The organism is Streptomyces sp. NRRL S-378 (assembly GCF_000720645.1).
Lineage (GTDB): Bacteria > Actinomycetota > Actinomycetes > Streptomycetales > Streptomycetaceae > Streptomyces.
On the sequence record NZ_JOBX01000036.1, the window covers coordinates 59,385 to 78,342 of the forward strand.

General features: G+C 70.7%; 16 protein-coding genes and 1 pseudogene. 6 read left to right on the forward strand and 11 right to left on the reverse strand.

All coding sequences use genetic code 11. The features are described 5' to 3' along the window. Positions 1–132: 132 nt before the first annotated feature. The 4 genes from IH80_RS0124050 to IH80_RS0124065 form a co-directional block, all read right to left on the reverse strand. Entirely contained in the window at positions 133–1,503 is a 1,371-nt protein-coding gene (locus IH80_RS0124050; protein WP_030963220.1) for an AI-2E family transporter, read from the reverse strand. 127 nt (positions 1,504–1,630) lie between these two features. Further along, the gene (locus IH80_RS0124055; RefSeq protein WP_030963222.1) at positions 1,631–2,323 is read right to left on the reverse strand and encodes a transglycosylase SLT domain-containing protein; all 693 of its coding nucleotides are present in this window, start codon (positions 2,321–2,323) and stop codon (positions 1,631–1,633) included. Positions 2,324–2,769: 446 nt separating this feature from the next. Beyond that, positions 2,770–4,086: a PhoH family protein gene (locus IH80_RS0124060; RefSeq protein WP_030963223.1), complete on the reverse strand. Its 1,317-nt coding sequence runs from the start codon at positions 4,084–4,086 to the stop codon at positions 2,770–2,772. A gap of 387 nt (positions 4,087–4,473) precedes the next feature. Beyond that, on the reverse strand, positions 4,474–5,235 hold the full coding sequence (locus IH80_RS0124065; protein WP_030850457.1) for an isoprenyl transferase: 762 nt from the start codon (positions 5,233–5,235) through the stop codon (positions 4,474–4,476). 126 nt (positions 5,236–5,361) lie between these two features. Here IH80_RS0124065 and mgrA point away from each other — a divergent pair, with 126 nt between their 5' ends. After that, positions 5,362–6,399, forward strand: coding sequence for an L-glyceraldehyde 3-phosphate reductase (gene mgrA, locus IH80_RS0124070; RefSeq protein WP_030963224.1), 1,038 nt, complete (start codon positions 5,362–5,364; stop codon positions 6,397–6,399). Positions 6,400–6,542: 143 nt separating this feature from the next. Here the strand turns inward: mgrA and IH80_RS0124075 are convergent, their stop codons facing one another. Further along, positions 6,543–7,301: a prepilin peptidase gene (locus IH80_RS0124075; protein WP_030963226.1), complete on the reverse strand. Its 759-nt coding sequence runs from the start codon at positions 7,299–7,301 to the stop codon at positions 6,543–6,545. 35 nt (positions 7,302–7,336) lie between these two features. Between IH80_RS0124075 and IH80_RS0124080 the strand changes: the two genes are divergently transcribed. The 3 genes from IH80_RS0124080 (at position 7,337) to IH80_RS0124090 (ending at position 9,739) form a co-directional block, all read left to right on the forward strand. Beyond that, positions 7,337–7,693, forward strand: coding sequence for a DUF192 domain-containing protein (locus tag IH80_RS0124080; protein ID WP_030963227.1), 357 nt, complete (start codon positions 7,337–7,339; stop codon positions 7,691–7,693). A 59-nt stretch (positions 7,694–7,752) separates the two neighbouring features. Then, the gene (locus tag IH80_RS0124085; protein WP_030963228.1) at positions 7,753–8,370 is read left to right on the forward strand and encodes an SMI1/KNR4 family protein; all 618 of its coding nucleotides are present in this window, start codon (positions 7,753–7,755) and stop codon (positions 8,368–8,370) included. 277 nt (positions 8,371–8,647) lie between these two features. Further along, positions 8,648–9,739 (forward strand): extracellular solute-binding protein, encoded by a 1,092-nt coding sequence (locus IH80_RS0124090; protein ID WP_037880943.1) that lies wholly within the window; start codon positions 8,648–8,650, stop codon positions 9,737–9,739. Between the two features lie 160 nt (positions 9,740–9,899). On the opposite strand, the gene IH80_RS0124095 is transcribed toward IH80_RS0124090, so the two are convergent. Continuing rightward, positions 9,900–10,523, reverse strand: a complete 624-nt coding sequence (locus IH80_RS0124095; protein WP_030963231.1) for a hypothetical protein — start codon at positions 10,521–10,523, stop codon at positions 9,900–9,902. Positions 10,524–10,667: 144 nt separating this feature from the next. On the opposite strand from IH80_RS0124095, the gene IH80_RS0124100 reads away from it, so the two are divergent. Further along, positions 10,668–11,843: a serine hydrolase domain-containing protein gene (locus IH80_RS0124100; protein ID WP_051809857.1), complete on the forward strand. Its 1,176-nt coding sequence runs from the start codon at positions 10,668–10,670 to the stop codon at positions 11,841–11,843. A 45-nt stretch (positions 11,844–11,888) separates the two neighbouring features. On the opposite strand, the gene IH80_RS0124105 is transcribed toward IH80_RS0124100, so the two are convergent. The 3 genes from IH80_RS0124105 to IH80_RS0124115 all read right to left on the reverse strand — a co-directional run bounded on the left by IH80_RS0124105 (position 11,889) and on the right by IH80_RS0124115 (position 15,087). Next, positions 11,889–12,218, reverse strand: a complete 330-nt coding sequence (locus IH80_RS0124105; RefSeq protein ID WP_030963234.1) for a hypothetical protein — start codon at positions 12,216–12,218, stop codon at positions 11,889–11,891. 174 nt (positions 12,219–12,392) lie between these two features. Next, positions 12,393–13,229 (reverse strand): polysaccharide deacetylase family protein, encoded by an 837-nt coding sequence (locus IH80_RS0124110; RefSeq protein WP_051809858.1) that lies wholly within the window; start codon positions 13,227–13,229, stop codon positions 12,393–12,395. A gap of 238 nt (positions 13,230–13,467) precedes the next feature. Continuing rightward, positions 13,468–15,087 (reverse strand): MDR family MFS transporter, encoded by a 1,620-nt coding sequence (locus IH80_RS0124115; RefSeq protein WP_030963237.1) that lies wholly within the window; start codon positions 15,085–15,087, stop codon positions 13,468–13,470. 125 nt (positions 15,088–15,212) lie between these two features. On the opposite strand from IH80_RS0124115, the gene IH80_RS0124120 reads away from it, so the two are divergent. After that, on the forward strand, positions 15,213–15,794 hold the full coding sequence (locus IH80_RS0124120) for a TetR/AcrR family transcriptional regulator (RefSeq protein ID WP_030963239.1): 582 nt from the start codon (positions 15,213–15,215) through the stop codon (positions 15,792–15,794). Between the two features lie 263 nt (positions 15,795–16,057). Here IH80_RS0124120 and IH80_RS0124125 read toward each other — a convergent pair whose 3' ends face one another. After that, a complete protein-coding gene (locus IH80_RS0124125; RefSeq protein ID WP_030963240.1) occupies positions 16,058–17,044 on the reverse strand; it encodes a hypothetical protein in 987 nt (328 codons plus the stop codon). Beyond that, positions 17,041–18,958, reverse strand: a pseudogene (locus IH80_RS40995) (hypothetical protein); the annotation flags it as partial. The gene IH80_RS0124125 and the pseudogene IH80_RS40995, both read right to left, overlap by 4 nt.

Below are 18,958 nucleotides of genomic sequence, written 5' to 3' on the forward strand. Positions count from 1 at the left end.
GTCCCCCCCGGTCGTTGCCGCTACCCGGGCGCCGCCGGCAGCGCCCGCACGCCTTCGATCATGGCAGCCCGTATCGCCGAAACGTTCGACTCCGGTGGCGCGCGATTCGGCCAGACCCGGCCCGGCCGGGCCTTACGGCCGGGCGGGCTCCTCGTCGTCGGGTACCACGCCCAACGCCGTCGAGCCGTGCGGCGCCGGGCCGACCATCCCGGCCCCGAGGTGGTGCTGGTCGCGCGAGTACGCCCTCAGGTAGCCCACCACCGTGTTGGTGACGGCCACCAGCGGAACGGCGACGACCGCCCCGCCGATGCCCGCGATCATCCCGCCGGCGGCCACCGCCAGCACCACCGCGAGCGGGTGGACCCGTACCGCCCGGCCGAGGATGAAGGGCTGGAGCACATGGCCCTCGATCTGCTGCACCGCCAGGACCACCAACAGCGCCATCAGGGCGGTGAACACCCCCTGGGTCACGAGCGCCACGACGACGGCGAGAGCGCCCGAGATGACCGCGCCGACCAACGGGATGAAGGCGAACAGGAAGATGAAGACGGCCAGCGGCACTGCCATCGGCACGTCCAGGAAGTACAGCCCGAGGCCGATGAAGATGGCGTCGATGAGGGCGACGATGACCGTGCCGCGGACGTACGCGGTCAGCGTGCGCCAGGCGCGCGGACCGGCGCCGGCGACTCCGGCGCGGGCGGCGGCCGGGACCAGGCCGAGCGCCCAGTTCCAGATGCGCTTGCCGTCGTAGAGCAGGAAGAGCGTCGAGAACATGGCGAGCAGCATGCCGGTGAGGATCTCGACGAGGACCGTCACGCCCTGGAGGCCGGCGGAGGTGATCTGCTCGGTGTTGGTGCCGATGGTCTCGCTGAGGTTCTTCGCGATGTCGTTGATCTGCTTCTCGGTCACGTGGAACGGACTGTCCAGCGCCCAGAGTTTGAGTTCGTTGATGCCGTCGCGGACCCGGTCGGAGAGGTCGTCGAGGTTCTCCATGACCTGCCAGACCACGAACCAGCCGACGAGCCCGATGACGACGAAGCCGAGGACCGCGGTGACGGCGGTGGCCAGACCGCGGGGCATGCCCAGTCTGCGCAGCCGGACGACGAAGGGCTGGAGCATCGCGGTGACGAGCATGGCGGCCGCGAACGCGAGGACGACCAGGCGGACTTCGCTGATCACCTTCATCAGCACCCAGAGCATCCCGGCGAGCAGCAGCAGCCGCCAGCTGGCCTCGGCGGCGACGCGCATCCCCCACGGGACCACGCTCGCCGGGTCTGGCCGCTCCGGGCGCCGGTAGCGCTCCGCCGCGACCGGGGCGGCCGTATGCGTCTGCGACGGGGCGCCGGCCCGCTCGGGAGCCTTCGCAGCCGCCCCGTCCGGCCGCGGCCGCTCCGGCAGATCGCCGCTCTCGGCCTCGACCTCGGCGCGCCGCTCGTTGAGCCGCGCCTCCATCGCGGTCAGCCTGTTGCCCAGCCGGCCGAGCCAGCCTTCCCTCTTCGCCATGTCGCTTCCTTCCCCCGCCCCCCGTCTACGGGCACCCCGATGACCGTACACGCGAGGAGCCCCGCACCGTACGACGGTGCGGGGCTCCCCGGGGTCGAGCTGTTCCGCCGCGGTGCGGCGGGGGCCGTCAGTACCAGCCGTTGGCCTGGTGGAAGCTCCACGCGGCGCACGGGCTGCCGTAGCGGTCCTCCATGTAGTTCAGGCCCCACTTGATCTGCGTGGCGGGGTTGGTGCGCCAGTCCGCGCCGGCCGAGGCCATCTTCGAACCGGGCAGCGCCTGGACCAGACCGTACGCCCCGGAGGACTTGTTCACGGCCAGGTAGTTCCAGGTGGATTCCTGGTTGATGATGTTCGAGAAGCACTGGAACTGGCCGGCCGGGACCATCTGCTGGGCGATGGCCTTGACCTGAGCGACCGTGTAGGAGCTCTGGACGGCGAAGTCACCGGCGTCGCGGGCGGCGGAGCGGCTGGCGACTTCCTTCGCCTCGCGTTCCTTCTTCGCCTTCTCGTCGGCCGCCTTCTGCGCCTCGGCCTTCTTGGACTTGGCGTCCTCGGCGGCCTGGAGGCGGGCGGCCTCCTCGGCGGAGCGCTTGGCGTCGGCATCGGCGGCGTGCGCGATGGTGTCGGCCTGCTGCGTCAGGGACGCGCTCTGGACTTCCGCCTGGTCGCCGACCGGGATGTCTGCGAGGAGGGTCGCCCCGGACGCGGTCGTCTCGAGATCGTTCGTGGGGTCGCCGGTGGCAACGCCCACGACTGCGCCGACGGTGGTGACCGCGGTGGCCGAAGCCACTGCGAACCCCCGGACCGAGATCCGGCTCACACGGTGTCCTTCCAGCAGCGTCCGCAGTGACCGCGCGGGCGCAAAAGTGCCCTCGACTCTGGCCTCCGTGGTGCGACGGTCACTGGAGGCGCGGGCCCGTGGGCAACTCCCCTGCGGGGGCTGCCGCGTGAAACTCCGGGCGGCATACGGCCATCGACTGTGGAGTTGTGGTGCTGCGCGTACCTCACGGGAGATACAGGTGTGCCGTATGCGGGGCCTGACGGAAACCAGACTCTGCCGGACCTCGACACCGCAAGGCAATTCTCCGTTGCGTGGGAAAGGTCACACCTGTCATGTCGCCGTCTGTTTCGTCAAAGGGCTGTGCAGCACGACGCCGCCCGGCTAGGCTCTGGGGCCTTTGCCGGGCGGCGCCAACTCATCTTCCCGCTATGGGGTTTTTGACCGGTTTCGCTGCCGGCCGGGCCGGGTCGTCGGACCCACCCGGATCAGAGGGTCTCCAGCATCTCGGTGACCAGGGCGGCGATCGGGGACCGCTCGGATCGCGTCAGCGTGATGTGCGCGAAGAGCGGATGCCCCTTCAGCTTCTCGACCACGGCGACCACTCCGTCGTACCGGCCGACCCGCAGGTTGTCCCGCTGGGCGACGTCGTGGGTCAGAACGACCCGCGAATTGGCCCCGATCCGGGACAGAACGGTCAGCAGGACGTTCCGCTCCAGCGACTGCGCCTCGTCCACGATCACGAAGGCATCGTGGAGCGAGCGGCCCCGGATGTGCGTGAGCGGCAGGACTTCCAGCATCCCGCGGTTCAGCACCTCCTCGATGACCTCGCGGCCGGCGACCGACGAGAGCGTGTCGAAGACCGCCTGCGCCCAGGGGCTCATCTTCTCGGAGGCGTCGCCGGGCAGGTAGCCGAGGTCCTGGCCCCCGACCGCGTACAACGGCCGGAAGACCATCACCTTCTGATGCTGCCTGCGTTCCAGGACCGCCTCCAGGCCGGCGCAGAGCGCCAGCGCGGACTTGCCCGTACCGGCCCGGCCGCCCATCGAGATGATCCCGATCTCGGGGTCGAGGAGGAGGTCCAGCGCGATGCGCTGCTCGGCGCTGCGCCCGTGCAGCCCGAAGGCGTCGCGGTCGCCCCGTACGAGCCTGACGTTGCCGTCCGCGGTGACCCGGCCCAGGGCCTTGCCCCGCTCGGACTGCAGGACCAGCCCGGTGTGCACCGGCAGTTCCGCCGCCTCCGGCACGTAGAGCCGCTCCTCCGAGTAGAGGAGGTCGACCTGCTCCCCGGAGAGGCCGATCTCGCTCATGCCGGTCCAGCCGCCGTCGGTGATGGCGAGCTCGGCGCGGTACTCCTCCGCGATCAGCCCCACGGAGGAGGCCTTGATGCGCAGGGGGAGGTCCTTCGAGACGACCGTGACGTCGTAGCCCTCGGCCTGGAGATTGCGTGCGACCGCGAGGATCCGGGAGTCGTTGTCCCCCAGCCGGAAGCCGGCGGGCAGGACGCCGGGGTCTGCGTGGTTGAGTTCGACGCGCAGGGTGCCGCCCAGATCGCCCAGCGGGATGGGTGCGTCCAGGCGACCGTTGCGAACCCGGAAGTCGTCGAGCAGGCGCAGGGCCTGGCGCGCGAAGTAGCCGAGTTCGGGATGGTGCCTCTTCGCCTCCAGCTCGGTGATCACCACGATCGGGAGCACGACCTCGTGCTCGTCGAAGCGGGAGATCGCGTTGGGGTCTGCCAGCAGGACGCTGGTGTCGAGGACGTAGGTCCGCCTGTCGGGCAGGCGGCGCTTTGTGCTGGTCACCACGGAAGGACGTACCCCCTCGGAAGAGGTCGGGCCATGAAGACCGGACCGGTCATCGGCACCCATGCCAGGGCCGATTTCCGGCCCTCCACTGCGTCCGTGCGAACCGCACGTGCGTCCTGGTGCAAAGGGCCTCCCGGGCGGACGACCCCATGCCGTCCGCTGAGACTCGACACCCGTGGATCGGGCATCGACCTGAAAGGGATATTCCCCGATCAGGCCAGGCCATGCCATGGCATATGACGGACGCTCGGTGAATCCCTGGTGAAGGCTTCGAGGGGAGGGGAGGACGGGGCCGAGGGGGCAACCGGGTGGCCGGAACCCGAAGGGGCGTCCTGCCGGTCGGCCCGGGCTCGCGGACCCGACCGGCAGGACACCCCCTACCCGGCGTCAGGTGCCGTAGCGCCGGTGGCGGGCGGCGTAGTCGCGCAGGGCCCGCAGGAAGTCGACCTTGCGGAAGGCCGGCCAGAAGACCTCGCAGAAGTAGTACTCCGAGTGCGCGCTCTGCCACAGCATGAACCCGGACAGCCGCTGCTCGCCGCTGGTGCGGATCACGAGGTCCGGGTCGGGCTGGCCGCGCGTGTAGAGGTGCTCGGCGATGTGGTCGATGTCGAGGATCTCGGCGAGCTCCTCGAAGGAGGTGCCCTTCCGCGCGTGTTCCAGCAGCAGCGAACGCACCGCGTCGGCGATCTCCTGGCGGCCGCCGTAGCCGACGGCGACGTTGACGAGTATCCCGTCGACGTCGTGGGTGGCCTGCTCGGCCTCCTTGAGGACCGTCTGCGTCCCGGCGGGCAGGATGTCCAGGTTGCCGACGTGGTGGACGCGCCAGCGGCCGTCCGCGGCGAGGCCCCGCACGGTGTTCTCGATGATGTTGAGCAGCGGGCGGAGCTCGACCTCGGGCCGGTCCAGGTTGTCCGTGGAGAGCATCCACAGGGTGACGACCTCGACGTCCGTCTCGGTGCACCAGCCGAGCATCTCGGAGATCTTGTCGGCTCCGGCCTGGTGGCCCTGCTCCGTCGTACCACCGGACGCCTTCGCCCAGCGACGGTTCCCGTCCAGAATGACGCCGATGTGCTTGGGCGCCGCGTCATGGTCGAGGCGGCCTTCCACCCGGCGTGCATAAAGCCTGTACACCAGGTCGCGCAGCTTCACGATCTTCCAGCCCCTCCGTGCGATGCCCCCGTGCGAATTGCGGTCCCCCCGAGTGCGCCACATTACTGCGCGGCGGGATGGGGTACCCAACTCGGTCTGTCACAACTCCGTGATAGGGAGGACAACGTGACTGATACCAATCCCTATCGGGCAGAGCCCTCGCGCTACGGCTCCATGGAGTACCGGCGCACCGGCCACAGCGGCCTCAAGCTCCCCGTCATCTCCCTCGGCCTCTGGCACAACTTCGGTGACGACCGGTCCCTGGAGTCCCAGCGAGCGATCCTGCGCCGCGCCTTCGACCTCGGCGTCACCCACTTCGACCTCGCGAACAACTACGGACCGCCGCCCGGATCGGCCGAGCTGAACTTCGGCAAGATCTTTGCGCAGGACTTCGTGTCCTACCGCGACGAGCTGATCCTGTCGACCAAGGCCGGCTACCTGATGCACCCCGGGCCGTACGGCGAGTGGGGCAGCCGCAAGTACCTGCTCAGCTCGCTCGACGCCTCGCTGAAGCGGATGGGCGTGGACTACGTCGACATCTTCTACTCGCACCGCTTCGACCCCCAGACGCCGCTGGAGGAGACCATGGGCGCCCTCGCGTCCGCGGTCCAGCAGGGCAAGGCGCTCTACGTCGGCGTCTCCTCCTACACGGCCGAGCAGACGGCGGAGGCCGTGCGGATCCTGCGCGGCATGGGCGTGCGTCCGCTCATCCACCAGCCGTCCTACTCCATGATCAACCGCTGGACGGAGGAGGACGGCCTGCTGGACGCCCTGGAGGACGCCGGCATGGGGTGCATCTCCTTCGCGCCGCTCGCGCAGGGCCTGCTGACCGACAAGTACCTCAAGGGGATCCCGGCCGACTCGCGCGCCGCCCAGGGCAAGTCGCTCAACCCGGACCTGCTCTCGGACGACGTGCTGCGCCGGCTGGCCGGACTGAACGAGATCGCGTCCCGCCGCGGCCAGTCCCTCGCCCAGCTCGCGCTCACGTGGGTGCTGCGCGACGAGCGGATGACCTCGGCCCTGATCGGGGCGTCGAGCGTGGGGCAGCTGGAGCAGAACGTGGCCGCCCTGGCCGGTGCGCCGCTGTCCGAGGAGGAGCTGAAGGAGATCGACTCCTTCGCTGTGTCGACCCCCGGCACCAACATCTGGGCCCAGCGCGGCTGACCTGCGTTTTCGCCTCAACGCCCGTGCGGGGGGCGGGTGAACGAAAAACGGGCCGGTCCGTGGGGGGGATACGGACCGGCCCGAGGGGGGGGGTTCCACCATAACCCTTCGTAAAGCATGCTGCGTGCATCGACGCGAGATGATTACGCTCCGAAACCGCCCAGCAGCACTCCGGTGAGTGCTCCGGCCGCCATGAAGGGCCCGAAGGCGAAGCCCTGGTCACGGGTGGCGGAGCCGCGCAGCAGCAGGGCCAGGCCGTAGAGCGAGCCGTAAAGGAGGCCCAGGAAGGCCCCTGAAGCCCATACCCCCCACCCGTACCACCCAAGAGCGACCCCCAGCCCGAGCGCCAGCTTGACGTCGCCGAGGCCCATCCCGGCGGGGTTGATCAGATGGAGCACCAGGTACGCCGCCCCGAGCGCGCCCCCGCCGAGCAGGGCGAGCCGCCAGGACCCGGACGACCCGGGCAGCAGGGCGGCGATCCCGAGCAGGGCGGCCGCCGCCGCCGCGAGCGGCAGGGTCAGTACGTCCGGCAGCCGGTGCACGGCCCGGTCGACCAGGGAGAGCAGGACGAGGAGCGGCGCGAGCCCCGCGTACGCCGCCGCCTCGGGCCGTACCCCGACGGCCGCCGCGACCAGGGCGCAGACCGCCGCGGTCAGGGCGGCCGGGAGCACGGCGCGCGGCCCGTACGCGTGCGCCGCCCCGGAGCCCGGCGGCCCGGAGCCCTCCGGCGCGGGCGGGCGGCAGCGGGCGGGCCCGAGCCAGCCGCGCAGCCGGTGCCCCTGCGGGCAGTGCCCCCGCCACGGCTCTCCCGGCTCCACGGACAGCCGGTAGGCCGCGCGCGGCAGCAGCAGTCCGGCGGCCACGCCGTACCCGGCGGCGACAACGATCACGACCACACCCATTCGGCGACGGTAGGCGGTCCCCTAGGGTGGCCGCCATGGCGCACTGGCACGACGGTCCCGCCGCGTTGCGGGTCGGCACGGACCCGACGCGGATCCCGCTGGAGGTCGCCGCCTCCTACCGGGCGAGGACGCGGGGGCTGCTCGGCCGGGACGGGATCGACGGGGCGATGCTGCTGACCCCCGCGGCGAGCGTGCACACCTTCCGGATGCGGTTCGCGATCGACGTGGCGTACCTGGACCGGAACCTGCGGGTGCTCGGCGTGGTCACCATGGCCCCCGGCCGGCTCGGGCGGCCCCGGATGCGCGCCCGGCACGTCCTGGAGGCGGCGGCCGGCGCCATGGCCGGCTGGGGACTGACGGCCGGGACCACGCTGGAGGTGGACACCGTCTAGGAGGAGCCCGGCGCCGGCAGTAGGTTGGGGCGGTTGAGCTGGGGCAGTAGGGGAGCGGCATGACGGAGAACGCGCGGATCAAGGCGCTGGAGCAGATCATGCCGGCGACGCACGGCGCCGACGAGGACATCGACTGGCGCGCTGCCGAGGCGGTCTGGGGGACCCGGTTCCCGGCGGACTTCATCGCGTTCATGGGCCGGTTCGGCGCCGGCTCGATCAACGGCGAGGCCAGCATCCTGCTGCCGCTGCCCAAGCCCGGACTCCAGTGGGATCCGGCCGGGATGGCCGAGGAGACGGACAACGCCCGGCAGGTGTGGGAGGCGGAGGGCGGTCGTTCGGCCTTCGATGTGGACCCGGAGTCGATCATCGCCTGGGGTGTCACCGGCGGCTCGGACATCCTGTGCTGGCTGACCTCCGACCCCGATCCGGACCGCTGGCCGGTCCTGGTGTGCGGCCGGCACACCGCCGACTCCTTCGCCGTGTACCCGTACGGCATGGCCGAGTTCCTCTACCGGCTGTGCTCCGACGAGTTCGACGTGAGCCCGGTCGGCATCACGTTCTGGGACGGCGGCCACCTGAGCTTCGTGCACTGGCGCAAGGCGCAGCGGCGCTGGCAGGAGGGCCGCAACCCGGAGACGGGTGAGCCCGACCCGTACGCGGGCGAATTCGCCGACTGACCCCACCGGTCCCCCGCCACGACACCGAAAAGCCCGTTTCCCGGCCGGAAACGGGCTTTTCGGTATGTCTACGCGCGTCTACTTTATCGATCGCATATCGGAAAACACCATTCGGAAAAGCGCCACTTGGAGCATTGACCACAAGTAAGACCCCCGTGGAATCAACCACCCCTCCCTCAGGAGAGAATTCCGGCCAACGGGCCATCGAGGGATCACCCTGCCCGGAGCAACCCATAAGCAATAACGAGACACAAAAGAAATTCAGGGGAATACACCCGTGCGACGGAGAATTTTCGGCACGACCGCGACCGCGTCCGTGCTCGGCCTGTTGATACCACTGGCCGGATGCGGCGGTTCCGGAGACGGCGCAGGTGGCGACGGGACGCTGCAGCTGGTCGCCGCCGAATACGGCGACAGCCCGGCCACCAGTTCCAAGCCGTTCTGGGACAAGGTGACGGCTGATTTCACCGAGGAGAACCCGGGAATCAAGGTAGAGGTAAAGCTCCTGCCGTGGGCCGACATCGACCGCGAAGTATCCCGCATGGTCAAGGCCGGCAAGGCGCCCGACATGGCGCTCATGGGCTCTTACTCGGACTTCGCCGCCCGGGGCGAGCTCTATGCCGCGGACGAACTCCTCCCGGTCACCGCCGAGGCGAATTTCCTCCAGCCGCTGGCCGACGCGGGCTCGGTGGGCAGCACCCTCTACGGCCTGCCCTTCGTGGCGAGCAGCCGGCTGCTCTTCTACAACGAGGCGCTGTTCGCCAAGGCCGGCGTCAAGGAGGCCCCCAGAACCTGGTCGGACCTCAAGGCCGCCGCCAAGGCCCTCAAGGACAAGGGCGTGAAGTACCCGTACGCGCTGCCGCTCGGCCCGGAGGAGGCGCACGCCGAGGGCATGCTCAACGGCTACCCCTCGCTCGCCCACGAGGCGCGCGCCAAGGGCATCAACGTCGTCACCACCACCATGCCCGTCTCGGACGACCTGGGCACCGGGGAGACCCCGCCGACCGTCGGCGTGGCCGACTGGATGATGGCCTTCAAGCAGAACGGCAAGCGCGCGGAGATCGGCAAGTTCCTGGACTTCGTCTACCAGGACAGGAACCTCACGGACTTCGCGAGCCGCTACCACCTGCTGCCGTCCACCGTGACCGCCTCGCGCACCCCGGCAGGCGGCGGGCTCGACAAGAACGACCAGCAGTTCCTGAACGCGCTGCGCGGCGCTCAGCTCTACCCGGTCAACGACCCGTCCTGGGTGACGGTCAGCGACACCATCAAGCGCAACATCGGACGGGCCGTGGAACCGACCGGCAACCCCAAGGGCGTCCTGGAGGACATCGCCGCGCAGGCCGCCCAGGCCTCCAAGAAGCACTGAAGTTCGCACTGAAGTCCCCCACGACACGGGACCTTCGACCCGGGCCGCAGACCACCCCGTGCGGCACCATGGCCACTACGGCCCTCGATCCGGGGCCGCGGCCCAGTCGCCCGCCGAGCACTCACGAGGTGCGCGGGGCGGCCGGCCCCCGGCGGAAGCCTCAGCGCTGCTTCCCGTGGTCCTGGGAGAACGCCGTCCGGTACTGCTCGCAGCTGGAGTTCCAGCGCAGGGAGCCGTGGAGCGTCCCGTAGCCCGAGCGCGTGACCGACCATTCCACCGTGTACTCGCCGGTGTCGCAGGCGATCCGCTTGTTCCCCGCGACCTTCTCCCGCCCCGTCGCCGGCTTCCCGGTCAGCTCCTTGCGCACCTGCGCCACCTCGGACCGGTCCGCGCGGCGCAGCACGGCGTGCACGACGATCGGGTGCTCGCCCTCCTTGACCGTCAGCGCCTTCTTGACCACCGTCGAGTCCGACACCGACCAGGCGAACTCGTACGAGGGTTCCCACGCCAGCGTTTTCGGGTCGCCGACCTTCCGCTCGTGGTCCGGCGCGGCCGCGTGGCCGGGGCGGCCGACCGTCTTGTAGCGGACCCCGGGGTGGAAGCGGAACTGCCCTTCCACCTTGTGCATTTCGTCCTCGGTCCACATCGACTTCATGGTCTTCTCGCCGCCCGCCGGGTCCTGGAGGTACGCCCCCTCCGCGGCGGTGGCCTGCGGCAGGAGGGCGGGGGCGAGGGCCGCGGCGGCGGTGGCGAGGGCGAGAGCGGCGGTGCGGGTGCGCTTCATGCCCCGCCCAACGGGGCCCCGGCGCGGGCCGGAACGACGTCGTCCGGCCTTTCACCCGTACGGGAGTCCTCGATCACCGGAATATCCGATGATCGACTCCGGTTCGGGAGCAGCGGAACGAGGATCCGATCCGAGGGGGATGCGATGGGCGGGAACGCGAGCGGGAACGGGAGCGCGGGAGCGGGTGCGGGCGTCGGTGTGAACGGCACGGTGGCGGCCGGCTGGGAGCGGGTGCGGGAGGAGTTCGCGGCGTTCGCGGCGGCCGAACCGCATTCGCCCGAGGCCCAGCTCGCCGTCCACCACCGGGGCCGGCGCGTCGTCGACCTGTGGGCCGGCGAGGACACCGACGGGGACACCCTCAGCGGCGTCTTCTCGATCACCAAGGGCGCCGCGTACCTGGTGGTGGCGCTGCTCGTGCAGGACGGCACGCTGGATCTGGACCGGCCGGTGTCGGCGTACTGGCCGGAGTTCACCGGGGACGGCAAGGAGCGGCTGACGGTGCGCCGGCTGATGAGCCATCAGTCGGGGCTGATCAACGTGGACGGGGGCTTCGACTACGACGAGATCGCGGACGACGCGCTGATCGCCGCCCGGCTGGCCCGGCAGAAGCCGTACTGGGAGCCGGGGACGGCCTACGGCTACCACGCCTTCGTGATCGGTGCGCTGACCGGCGAGGTGGTGCGCCGTGCGACGGGCAGGACGCTCCGGGAGCTGTACGAGGAGCGCGTGCGCGCCCCGTACGGGCTGGACCTCTACATGGGGCTCCCGGCTTCGGAGGAGGGCCGTTGGAAGCCGGTCCTGGAGATGCTGCGGACGCCGGAGCAGGCCGCGGCGGAGGCGGCGGCCGGGCCGGTGCCCGAGCTGCTGGCGGTGGCCTTCAACTGGCACCGTGAGCCGCCGATGGACCTGGTCACGCACGCCAACCACCCGCGCACGCGGGAGCTGGGCCCGGCTTCCGCGGGCGGCATCGGCTCGGCGCGCGGCGTCGCGGGCCTGTACGCGGCGGCGATCAGCGAGGTGGGTTCCCGGCCGGCGCTGCTGAAGCCGGAGACGGCGGCGGAGTTCGCCCGGCTGCACACGCCGGGGCAGGAGGTGCTGACCGGGGAGACGGACCACTTCGGGCTGGGCTTCGAGCGGCAGCCCGCGGTCGGTCCGCTGGCCTTCGGGCACTGCGGTGCGGCGGGCGCGCAGGGCTTCGCGGACCCGGTCACGGGCGTCGCGTACGGGTACACGCGCCGCCGCTTCGGCTTCCCGGGCGGGATCGCCCCCGAGAACGGGCGTCTGACGGCGGCGGTGCTGGAGGTGGCGCGGAGCCTGTAGACCGGCCGGGGCGGATCGGGCCTGGGCGGATCGGGCCTGGGCCGATCAGGCCTGGCCGGTCTCGAAGCGGCTGATGCGGCCGCCGCCGGGGGCGATGGTGAAGCGCCAGGCGGTGCGCATCTCGCCCCAGGTGTCGTTGCGGTAGTTGACGACGAGGGCGCGGCCCCCGTCGGACTCGGACTGGACGTCCATGTGGCCGCTGGAGTCGAAGATCTCGCGGTCGATCCACTCGTGGAGGTCGCGGTCCGTTCCGTCGTCCGACATGGTCGCGTCGGCTGTCAGCAGTTTCAGGAAGGCGTCCTTGTCGTGCGCGTTGACGGCAGAGACGAGGGCGCCGACCACGGGGTCGGAGAGTTTGCCGGGGGCGATGGCCACAGGAGCCTCCTGGTCGGGCGTACGTGCGTCCGTGCCCGACCAGGTAACAACGCGGGCGGGTCCGCTTCGGCGATCCTCACCCGTTCGCGCGCCGGACGGCGTGTCAGGAGCGCCGGCCGGCCTGTCGGAAGCGGTGGCCGGTCCGTGGGGAGCGGGCGGGACCCGGGGCACGGCTCACGGGGCGTCGGGGGCGGTGCGGACCGGGAAGCCGGTCGGCCGGCCCTGGTCCCGGAGCCAGGCCAGCACCTGGTCGAGGGCCTCGACGGTCTGCGCGCGGTTGCCGCCGCCGTCGTGGAAGAGGACCGTCGGACCGTTGCCGATCTCGCGCTTGACGGCGTCGACTATGGCGGCCGTGCCCGGCTTCTGGAAGTCCTTGGTGTCGACGTTCCAGCCGAGCGGGCGCATCCCGTTCGCGGCGGCGATGCGGCGGCTGTCCGGGGTGAACGCGCCGCCGGGGGCCCGGTAGTACTCCACCTTCGCGCCGTTGCCCGCGGCCTCCTCGATGAGCTTCTTCGCGTCCAGGATCTGTCGTTCCTGGTAGTCGACGGGCTTCTTGTCCATGGTCGTGTCGTGGTCCATGGTGTGGTCGCAGAGCCTGTGGCCGGCCGCGACGACCTTCTTGACGAGGTCGGGGTGCGCCTTGGCGTGGGGTCCGACCATGCAGAAGGTCGCCTTGACGTCGTACTTGTGCAGGACGTCGAGCACTTGGGGGGTCCAGCGCGGGTCGGGGCCGTCGTCGATGGTGATGTTGACGGTGTTGCCGCCGCTCTCCGAGGAGTGGGCTATCCCTTCGGGTATGCCCTGTCCGGGGCCCGACCGGCCCGCCCGTCCGCCGCCCGAGGTGTCGGTCCCGTCCGGCCCGGACACGCTCTGGCGGGAGGCTGCGCCGGCGCTCCCCGGTTCCACGAGGGCCGCGACTCCCCAGACCGTCGCCGCCACGGCGACGGCGGACGCGACGACGGCCGCACCGGCCCGGACGCCTTTCCTGTTCGTGCACGTCGAGAAACCCATGAACCGTCCACTCCCCATCCGCTGTGCGAGCGTTCTGTCGATCAGGACGTTCGCCGCCGCAGAGGAGTTCCAGCCAAACCGGCCATAAATTCCCCGTAATGGGACTGACAGGACCGATGGGACTGATGGGACTTTGGTCCTTGATCGCCCACCGATCCTTCCCGGACAGGGATGGCGGAAAACGATCCGGCCCCGGCGGACACGGGGTCCACCGGGGCCGGGATCGCGCGCCGCGGGGTCAGTGCGCGAGGGATCCCTGCGCCGCGGGAGCCGACGTGGCGTCGACCGGGGCGGACTTGGCCTCGGCGGGGGCGGACTTGGCGTCGGCCGGGGCCGGACCGGCGCCCCGGAGCGGGACCTCCTTGACGAACCAGGCCGCCAGGAAGCCCAGTACGGCGACGGCCGCACCGAGCAGGAACGCGGAGTGCGTGCCGGCGGCGACGGCGTGCTGGTAGGCCTCGCGCACGGCCTCCGGCAGCTTGGCCAGGCTCGCGGCGTCCAACTGTGCGGAGCCCGCGGCCCCGGCGGCCTCCGGGCCCAGGCGCTCGGACATGGTGTCCGTGACCCGGGAGGTGAAGAGGGAACCCATCAGGGCCACGCCGAAGGAGCCGCCGAGCGTACGGAAGAGGGTGGCCGAGGAGGACGCGACGCCCATGTCCTTCATCTCCACGCTGTTCTGCGCGACCAGCATGGTGATCTGCATCAGGAAGCCGAGCCCGGCGCCGAGGACCGCCATGTAGAGGCCGGACACGAGGCGGGTGGTGCCGGTGTCCATGGTGGCGAGCAGGAACATGCCGACGACCATGAGGCCGCCACCGACGATCGGGAAGATCTTGTACTTGCCGCTGTTGGTGGTGACGCGTCCGGCGACGAGCGAGACGGCCATCATCGAGAGCAGCATGGGCAGGAGCAGCAGGCCCGAGTTGGTGGCGGAGGCGCCCTGGACCGACTGCTGGAACAGCGGGAGGTAGAGCACGCCGCCGAACATGGCGAAGCCGACCAGGAAGCCGATCACCGACATGAGGGTGAAGTTGCGGCTGCGGAAGATGTGCAGCGGCATGACCGGCTCGGCCGCCTTGGTCTCCACGTAGAGGAACGCGGCGGTCGACAGCACGCCGATCGCGATCAGGCCGATGATCTCGGCGGAGCCCCAGGCGTACTCGGTGCCGCCCCAGGTGGTGACCAGCACGGTGGAGGTGATCGCGACGGTGAGCAGCGCCGCACCGAGGTAGTCGATCTTCGGGCGCTGCCGTTCGGCCTGCTGGGGCAGGTGCAGTACGGCGGTCACCATGGCCAGGGCCACGGCGCCGAGGGGCAGGTTGATGTAGAAGGACCAGCGCCAGCCCATGTGGTCGGTGATGGTGCCGCCGACGAGCGGGCCGCCGATCATGGCGAGGGCCATCACGCCGGCCATCATGCCCTGGTACTTGCCGCGCTCGCGGGGCGGGATCAGGTCGCCGATGATCGCCATGACGCCGACCATCAGACCGCCGGCGCCGAGGCCCTGGACCGCGCGGAAGCCGATGAGCTGGCCCATGTCCTGGGCCATGCCGCTGAGCGCGGAGCCGATCAGGAAGATGACGATCGAGGTGAGGAAGGAACCCTTCCGGCCGTACATGTCGCCGATCTTGCCCCAGATGGGGGTGGAGGCGGCCGTGGCCAGGGTGTATGCGGTCACCACCCAGGACAGGTGTTCCAGGCCGCCGAGCTCGCCGACGATGGTGGGCATCGCCGTACCGATGATCATGTTGTCGAGCATCGCCAGCAACATTGCGATCATGAGGGCCATGAGGACGACCCGCACGCTGCGTGGCTTCACCTCCTGCGAGGTCTCCGCGGGCTTGCTTGTCTCCACCATTTCCTGTCCACTCCCCTGTGCACTGCCTGCCGGAACGGCACTTACTTGCCGCCCGGCTAGTTCACTACACTGGGGACCGTAGACCCGTAACTTGCCGGGCGTCAAGTAAGTAATCGAGGAGAGTCATGTCCAGCAGCAGTCCACAGCGCCGTCGTGGCGACACGCGCCAGCGCATCCAGGACATCGCACTGGAGCTCTTCGTCGAGCAGGGGTACGAGAAGACGTCGCTGCGCGAGATCGCGGAGCGGCTGGAGGTCACGAAGGCGGCGCTGTACTACCACTTCAAGACCAAGGAAGACATCATCATCAGCCTCTTCGAGGACGTCACGCGTCCCATCGACGAGCTGATCAAGTGGGCCGAACAGCAGCCGCGCACCCTGGAGACCAAGCGCGAGGTGCTGCGCCGCTACAGCGAGGCGATGGCGGCGGGCGCCGCGCTGTACCGCTTCATGCAGGAGAACCAGGCGACGACGCGCGAGCTGAGCATCGGCGACACGGTGAAGAAGCGGCTCTACCGCCTGGTGGAGCTGCTGCGCACGGACGACGGCCCGCTGACGGACCAGGTGCGCTGCGTCAGCGCCCTGTTCACGCTGCACGCCGGGATGATGTTCCTCCAGCACGTCGAGGGCGACCCGGAGGAGACCCGCCTGGCCGCCCTGGAGGTCGCCACGGACCTCATCACGCAGGCCCACCACGAGGATGCGTGAGCCACCACGAGGATGCGTGAGTCACCGCGTAGAGGTGAGTCACCGCGTAGAGGTGATGCACGGCGAGGAGCCGTGAGTCACCGCGAGGAGCCCTGAGTCAGCGCCGGTTCCGGCCGGGAGGGGGCGACGCCCGCCCGGGTTCGGGACCGGCCGGAGCAGGGCGGCGGCGGCCGGCCCCGGGCAGGATGCCCGTCAGGTCGGGGCTGCCGCCCCCGTCGTCCGCGCGGACGGTCGCCCCACCCGTAGAACGCCGCACGCGGAGGTCAGCTGCCCGCCCATTCCTGCAGGGCGTCGAGCGAGGGCGCGTCACGGACCTCGGCGTCGGACCCCGACCGTTCGGACTCCGACCGTGCCGCCGTTGCGAGAGCGTCGAGTGCGGCCGATCCGGCTCGACGCGCCTCGGCGAAGGCCAGGAGCAGGGGTACACCGGCGGTGAAGGCGATCTCCCCGGCCGCGGGGCGCGGCTCGTATCCCGCGCTGCCGTCCTTGCCCGCCCAGAGCAGGCCCACGGTGCCACCGCTCCGGCGAACCTCGATGTACTTGACCGGACCGTCGGTGAACGCCTCGTAGGACTGCTCCTGGTAGTCCTTCGGCAGGAGGCGCAGCATGCGCTGCCACCTGGCCGGTACGGCGAAGGTGCTCCAGGGGTCGGTGTAGTCGGTGCCCTCCTCCGAGAGGTCCTCGAAGCCGGCAGCGGTGGGCCTGCCGTAGTAGGTGGGATCGCCGGGATCGACCTCGGCTCCCAGCAGCTCGGAAACGCCCCGCAACAGGGATGCCAGACGCGGCGCGTTCGCCGCGGCGACCGCGGGCTGCGGGCGTTCCCTCAGGTCCAGGGTCATCCAGGCATCGGAGTACGCCGCCAGCGACACGACGGTGTGCCCGCCGGGCCAGAGCAACAGCCGCAACGCGAAGAGACGCTCGGAGCGATGCGCCCCGCCGTCGGAGTCCAGCCATGCGCCGGGCAGCACGCTCCAGAGGTGCAGCGTCGCGTCATGGTCGAACCACGCCCGGCTCTCCTCCACGGCGCCGTCGAGGCGCCCGTTCCCCTCCCACTCGTACCGCGTCTCCCGCGGCGCCTGCAGCGTGACGACCTTGACGCCCCCGTGTCCCCAGCCGTCGACGAGACCGAGGCCGGAACCGAGGGAATGGATCCGGTCGAAGAGACGGAGCGCCCCGTCCGCTCCCTGCTGCCCGGAGACGGCGGTCGTCGTCTCCCAGAACCATTCGCCTACAGGGTCCGTGGTGATCACAGCATGTCCTTCGGATCGGTCTTTGAGCCCGGGGGAACGACCAGCGTCCCGTCGTCGAGCCGGATGACGAAGGTCACGTCCTTGCCGGCCTCGAAGCGGCCGCGACCGTTCTGGTGGATCTCCATCAGCCTGTCGACAGCACCGTCGGCTGTCCACTTGGCGACGCTACCCTGCCCGTCGACGAGCATGACGCGGTGATCGCCCGCGGAGTGGGTCAGCTGTCCGAGGTTCTTGCCCCGGGTTATCTCGGAGACGGGATCCAGCGGGTTGTTGAGCCGCTTCATCTGGTAGACGAAGGCATTGCCGTCATCGTCCACCAGGCGTACGTCGGCGTCCCCACCCGCATCGTTCTTGATCTCGAAATCGATTCGGTCACCTGCGAACCCGCTCCGCGCCAGGTCGTCGGCCAGAATGATCTGATCGATTCCCGGCTCGGCCATCTGCACCTTCTTGGCACCCAGGCTGGACACGACCTGGCCGAAGTTCTCACTGCCGTTGAAGCGCCCGGAAGCGATGATCTCGGCGACCTGCTGACCACGAGGGTTGTCCCCGAGCACTTCGAGGACCCGTTCGAACACGGGAACCTTCGGACGTGAGGCGCCGGGAATGCCCTTCACCGCGTCACGCACGGCCTGTTCGAGCTCGCCTCCGCGCGGCATCGGGGCCGGCTCGACCTCAGGACCCGGTGTCGCTCCGCCGGGCCCGGAGCCGTCCGGCGGCGACCCCGCATCGTCCGCGGCGCCGCCCGGAACGGCGTCGTCGGCCGCACCTGCACCGCCCGGAAGGGCGTCGTCGGCCGCACCTGCACCGCCCGGAAGGGCGTCGTCGGCCGCTCCTGCACCGGCCGGAACAGCGTCATCGGCCGCACCTGCACCGGCCGGAACCTCAGGCTCGTGACCACCGGTGGACGGGCCGTCCGTGCGGCCGGACCCACCACCGGGGCCCTCGGTGTACCCGGAACCACTCGGGCCGTCGGGGTGACCGGCGCTGCCGGGCGTTTCGGAGTGGGCTCCGCCCCCGGACGGAGTCCGGCTGTGGCCACCGTCGTTCAGCGGCTCCTGGCGGGGGCCGCCGGTCCCCCCGGAGGGGTTGTCCACGCTGTTGCGCGGCATGTTGTCCGGGGCGTGGCCGCCGGGGGTGTGGTCGCCGGCGTGGCCGCCGGGGGTGGTGTCGACGTTGCGGGGGCCGTTGTCGATCGCGTGGACCGGGCCGGAGATGTTGCTGCCCAGGTTGATGCCGGTCTCGCCGCCGCGGCCGCCGACGCCGACCAGTTCCTTCTGCGGTACCTCGGCCTCGGCCTTGATCGGCGGGTTCGTGTGCGGGGCGTCGGTCTTCGGTACGCCCGCGCCCGTCTCCGGCGAGGGTTCCTTCGGGGCGGCCGTGCCGCTCTGGTCGAGGCTGCCGTCGCCCTTGTAGATGTTGCCGTCGAGGTCTATGAACCGCGAGGTGCCGTCGGGCGTCGGCAGCTTGACCGTGCCCGGGGGGAAGGTCGTGGTGCCCTCGGGGAGCTTGATGGTGCCGTCGGAGAGCTTGATCGCGCCGTCGGGGACGGCCGACCCCGGCGGGAGGTGGATCGCGCCGTCCGGGAGGTGGACGGCTCCCTCGGGCAGCGCCAGCGCGCCGTCCAGGTTGATGTTCGGGACCTCGAACTTGCCCATGCCCTTCAGGCCGGCCATCACGTCGCCGATCTTCGAGAAACCGGCTCCCGCGCCCTTGAAGATGTACGTCATCGGGTCGATGGCGTGCCCGGCCTTGCCCGCGAAGGACAGGGTCTTGGCGACCGCGCCCGCCTTGCCGGCGCCCGCGGCGGCGCCGCCCGCGCCGCCGGTGAAGACCGTGGTCACGACGTTGAAGGTGACCGCGCCCGCCGCGCGGGACGGGTTGGAGCCCCACTGGTCCCAGGCCAGCAGCGCC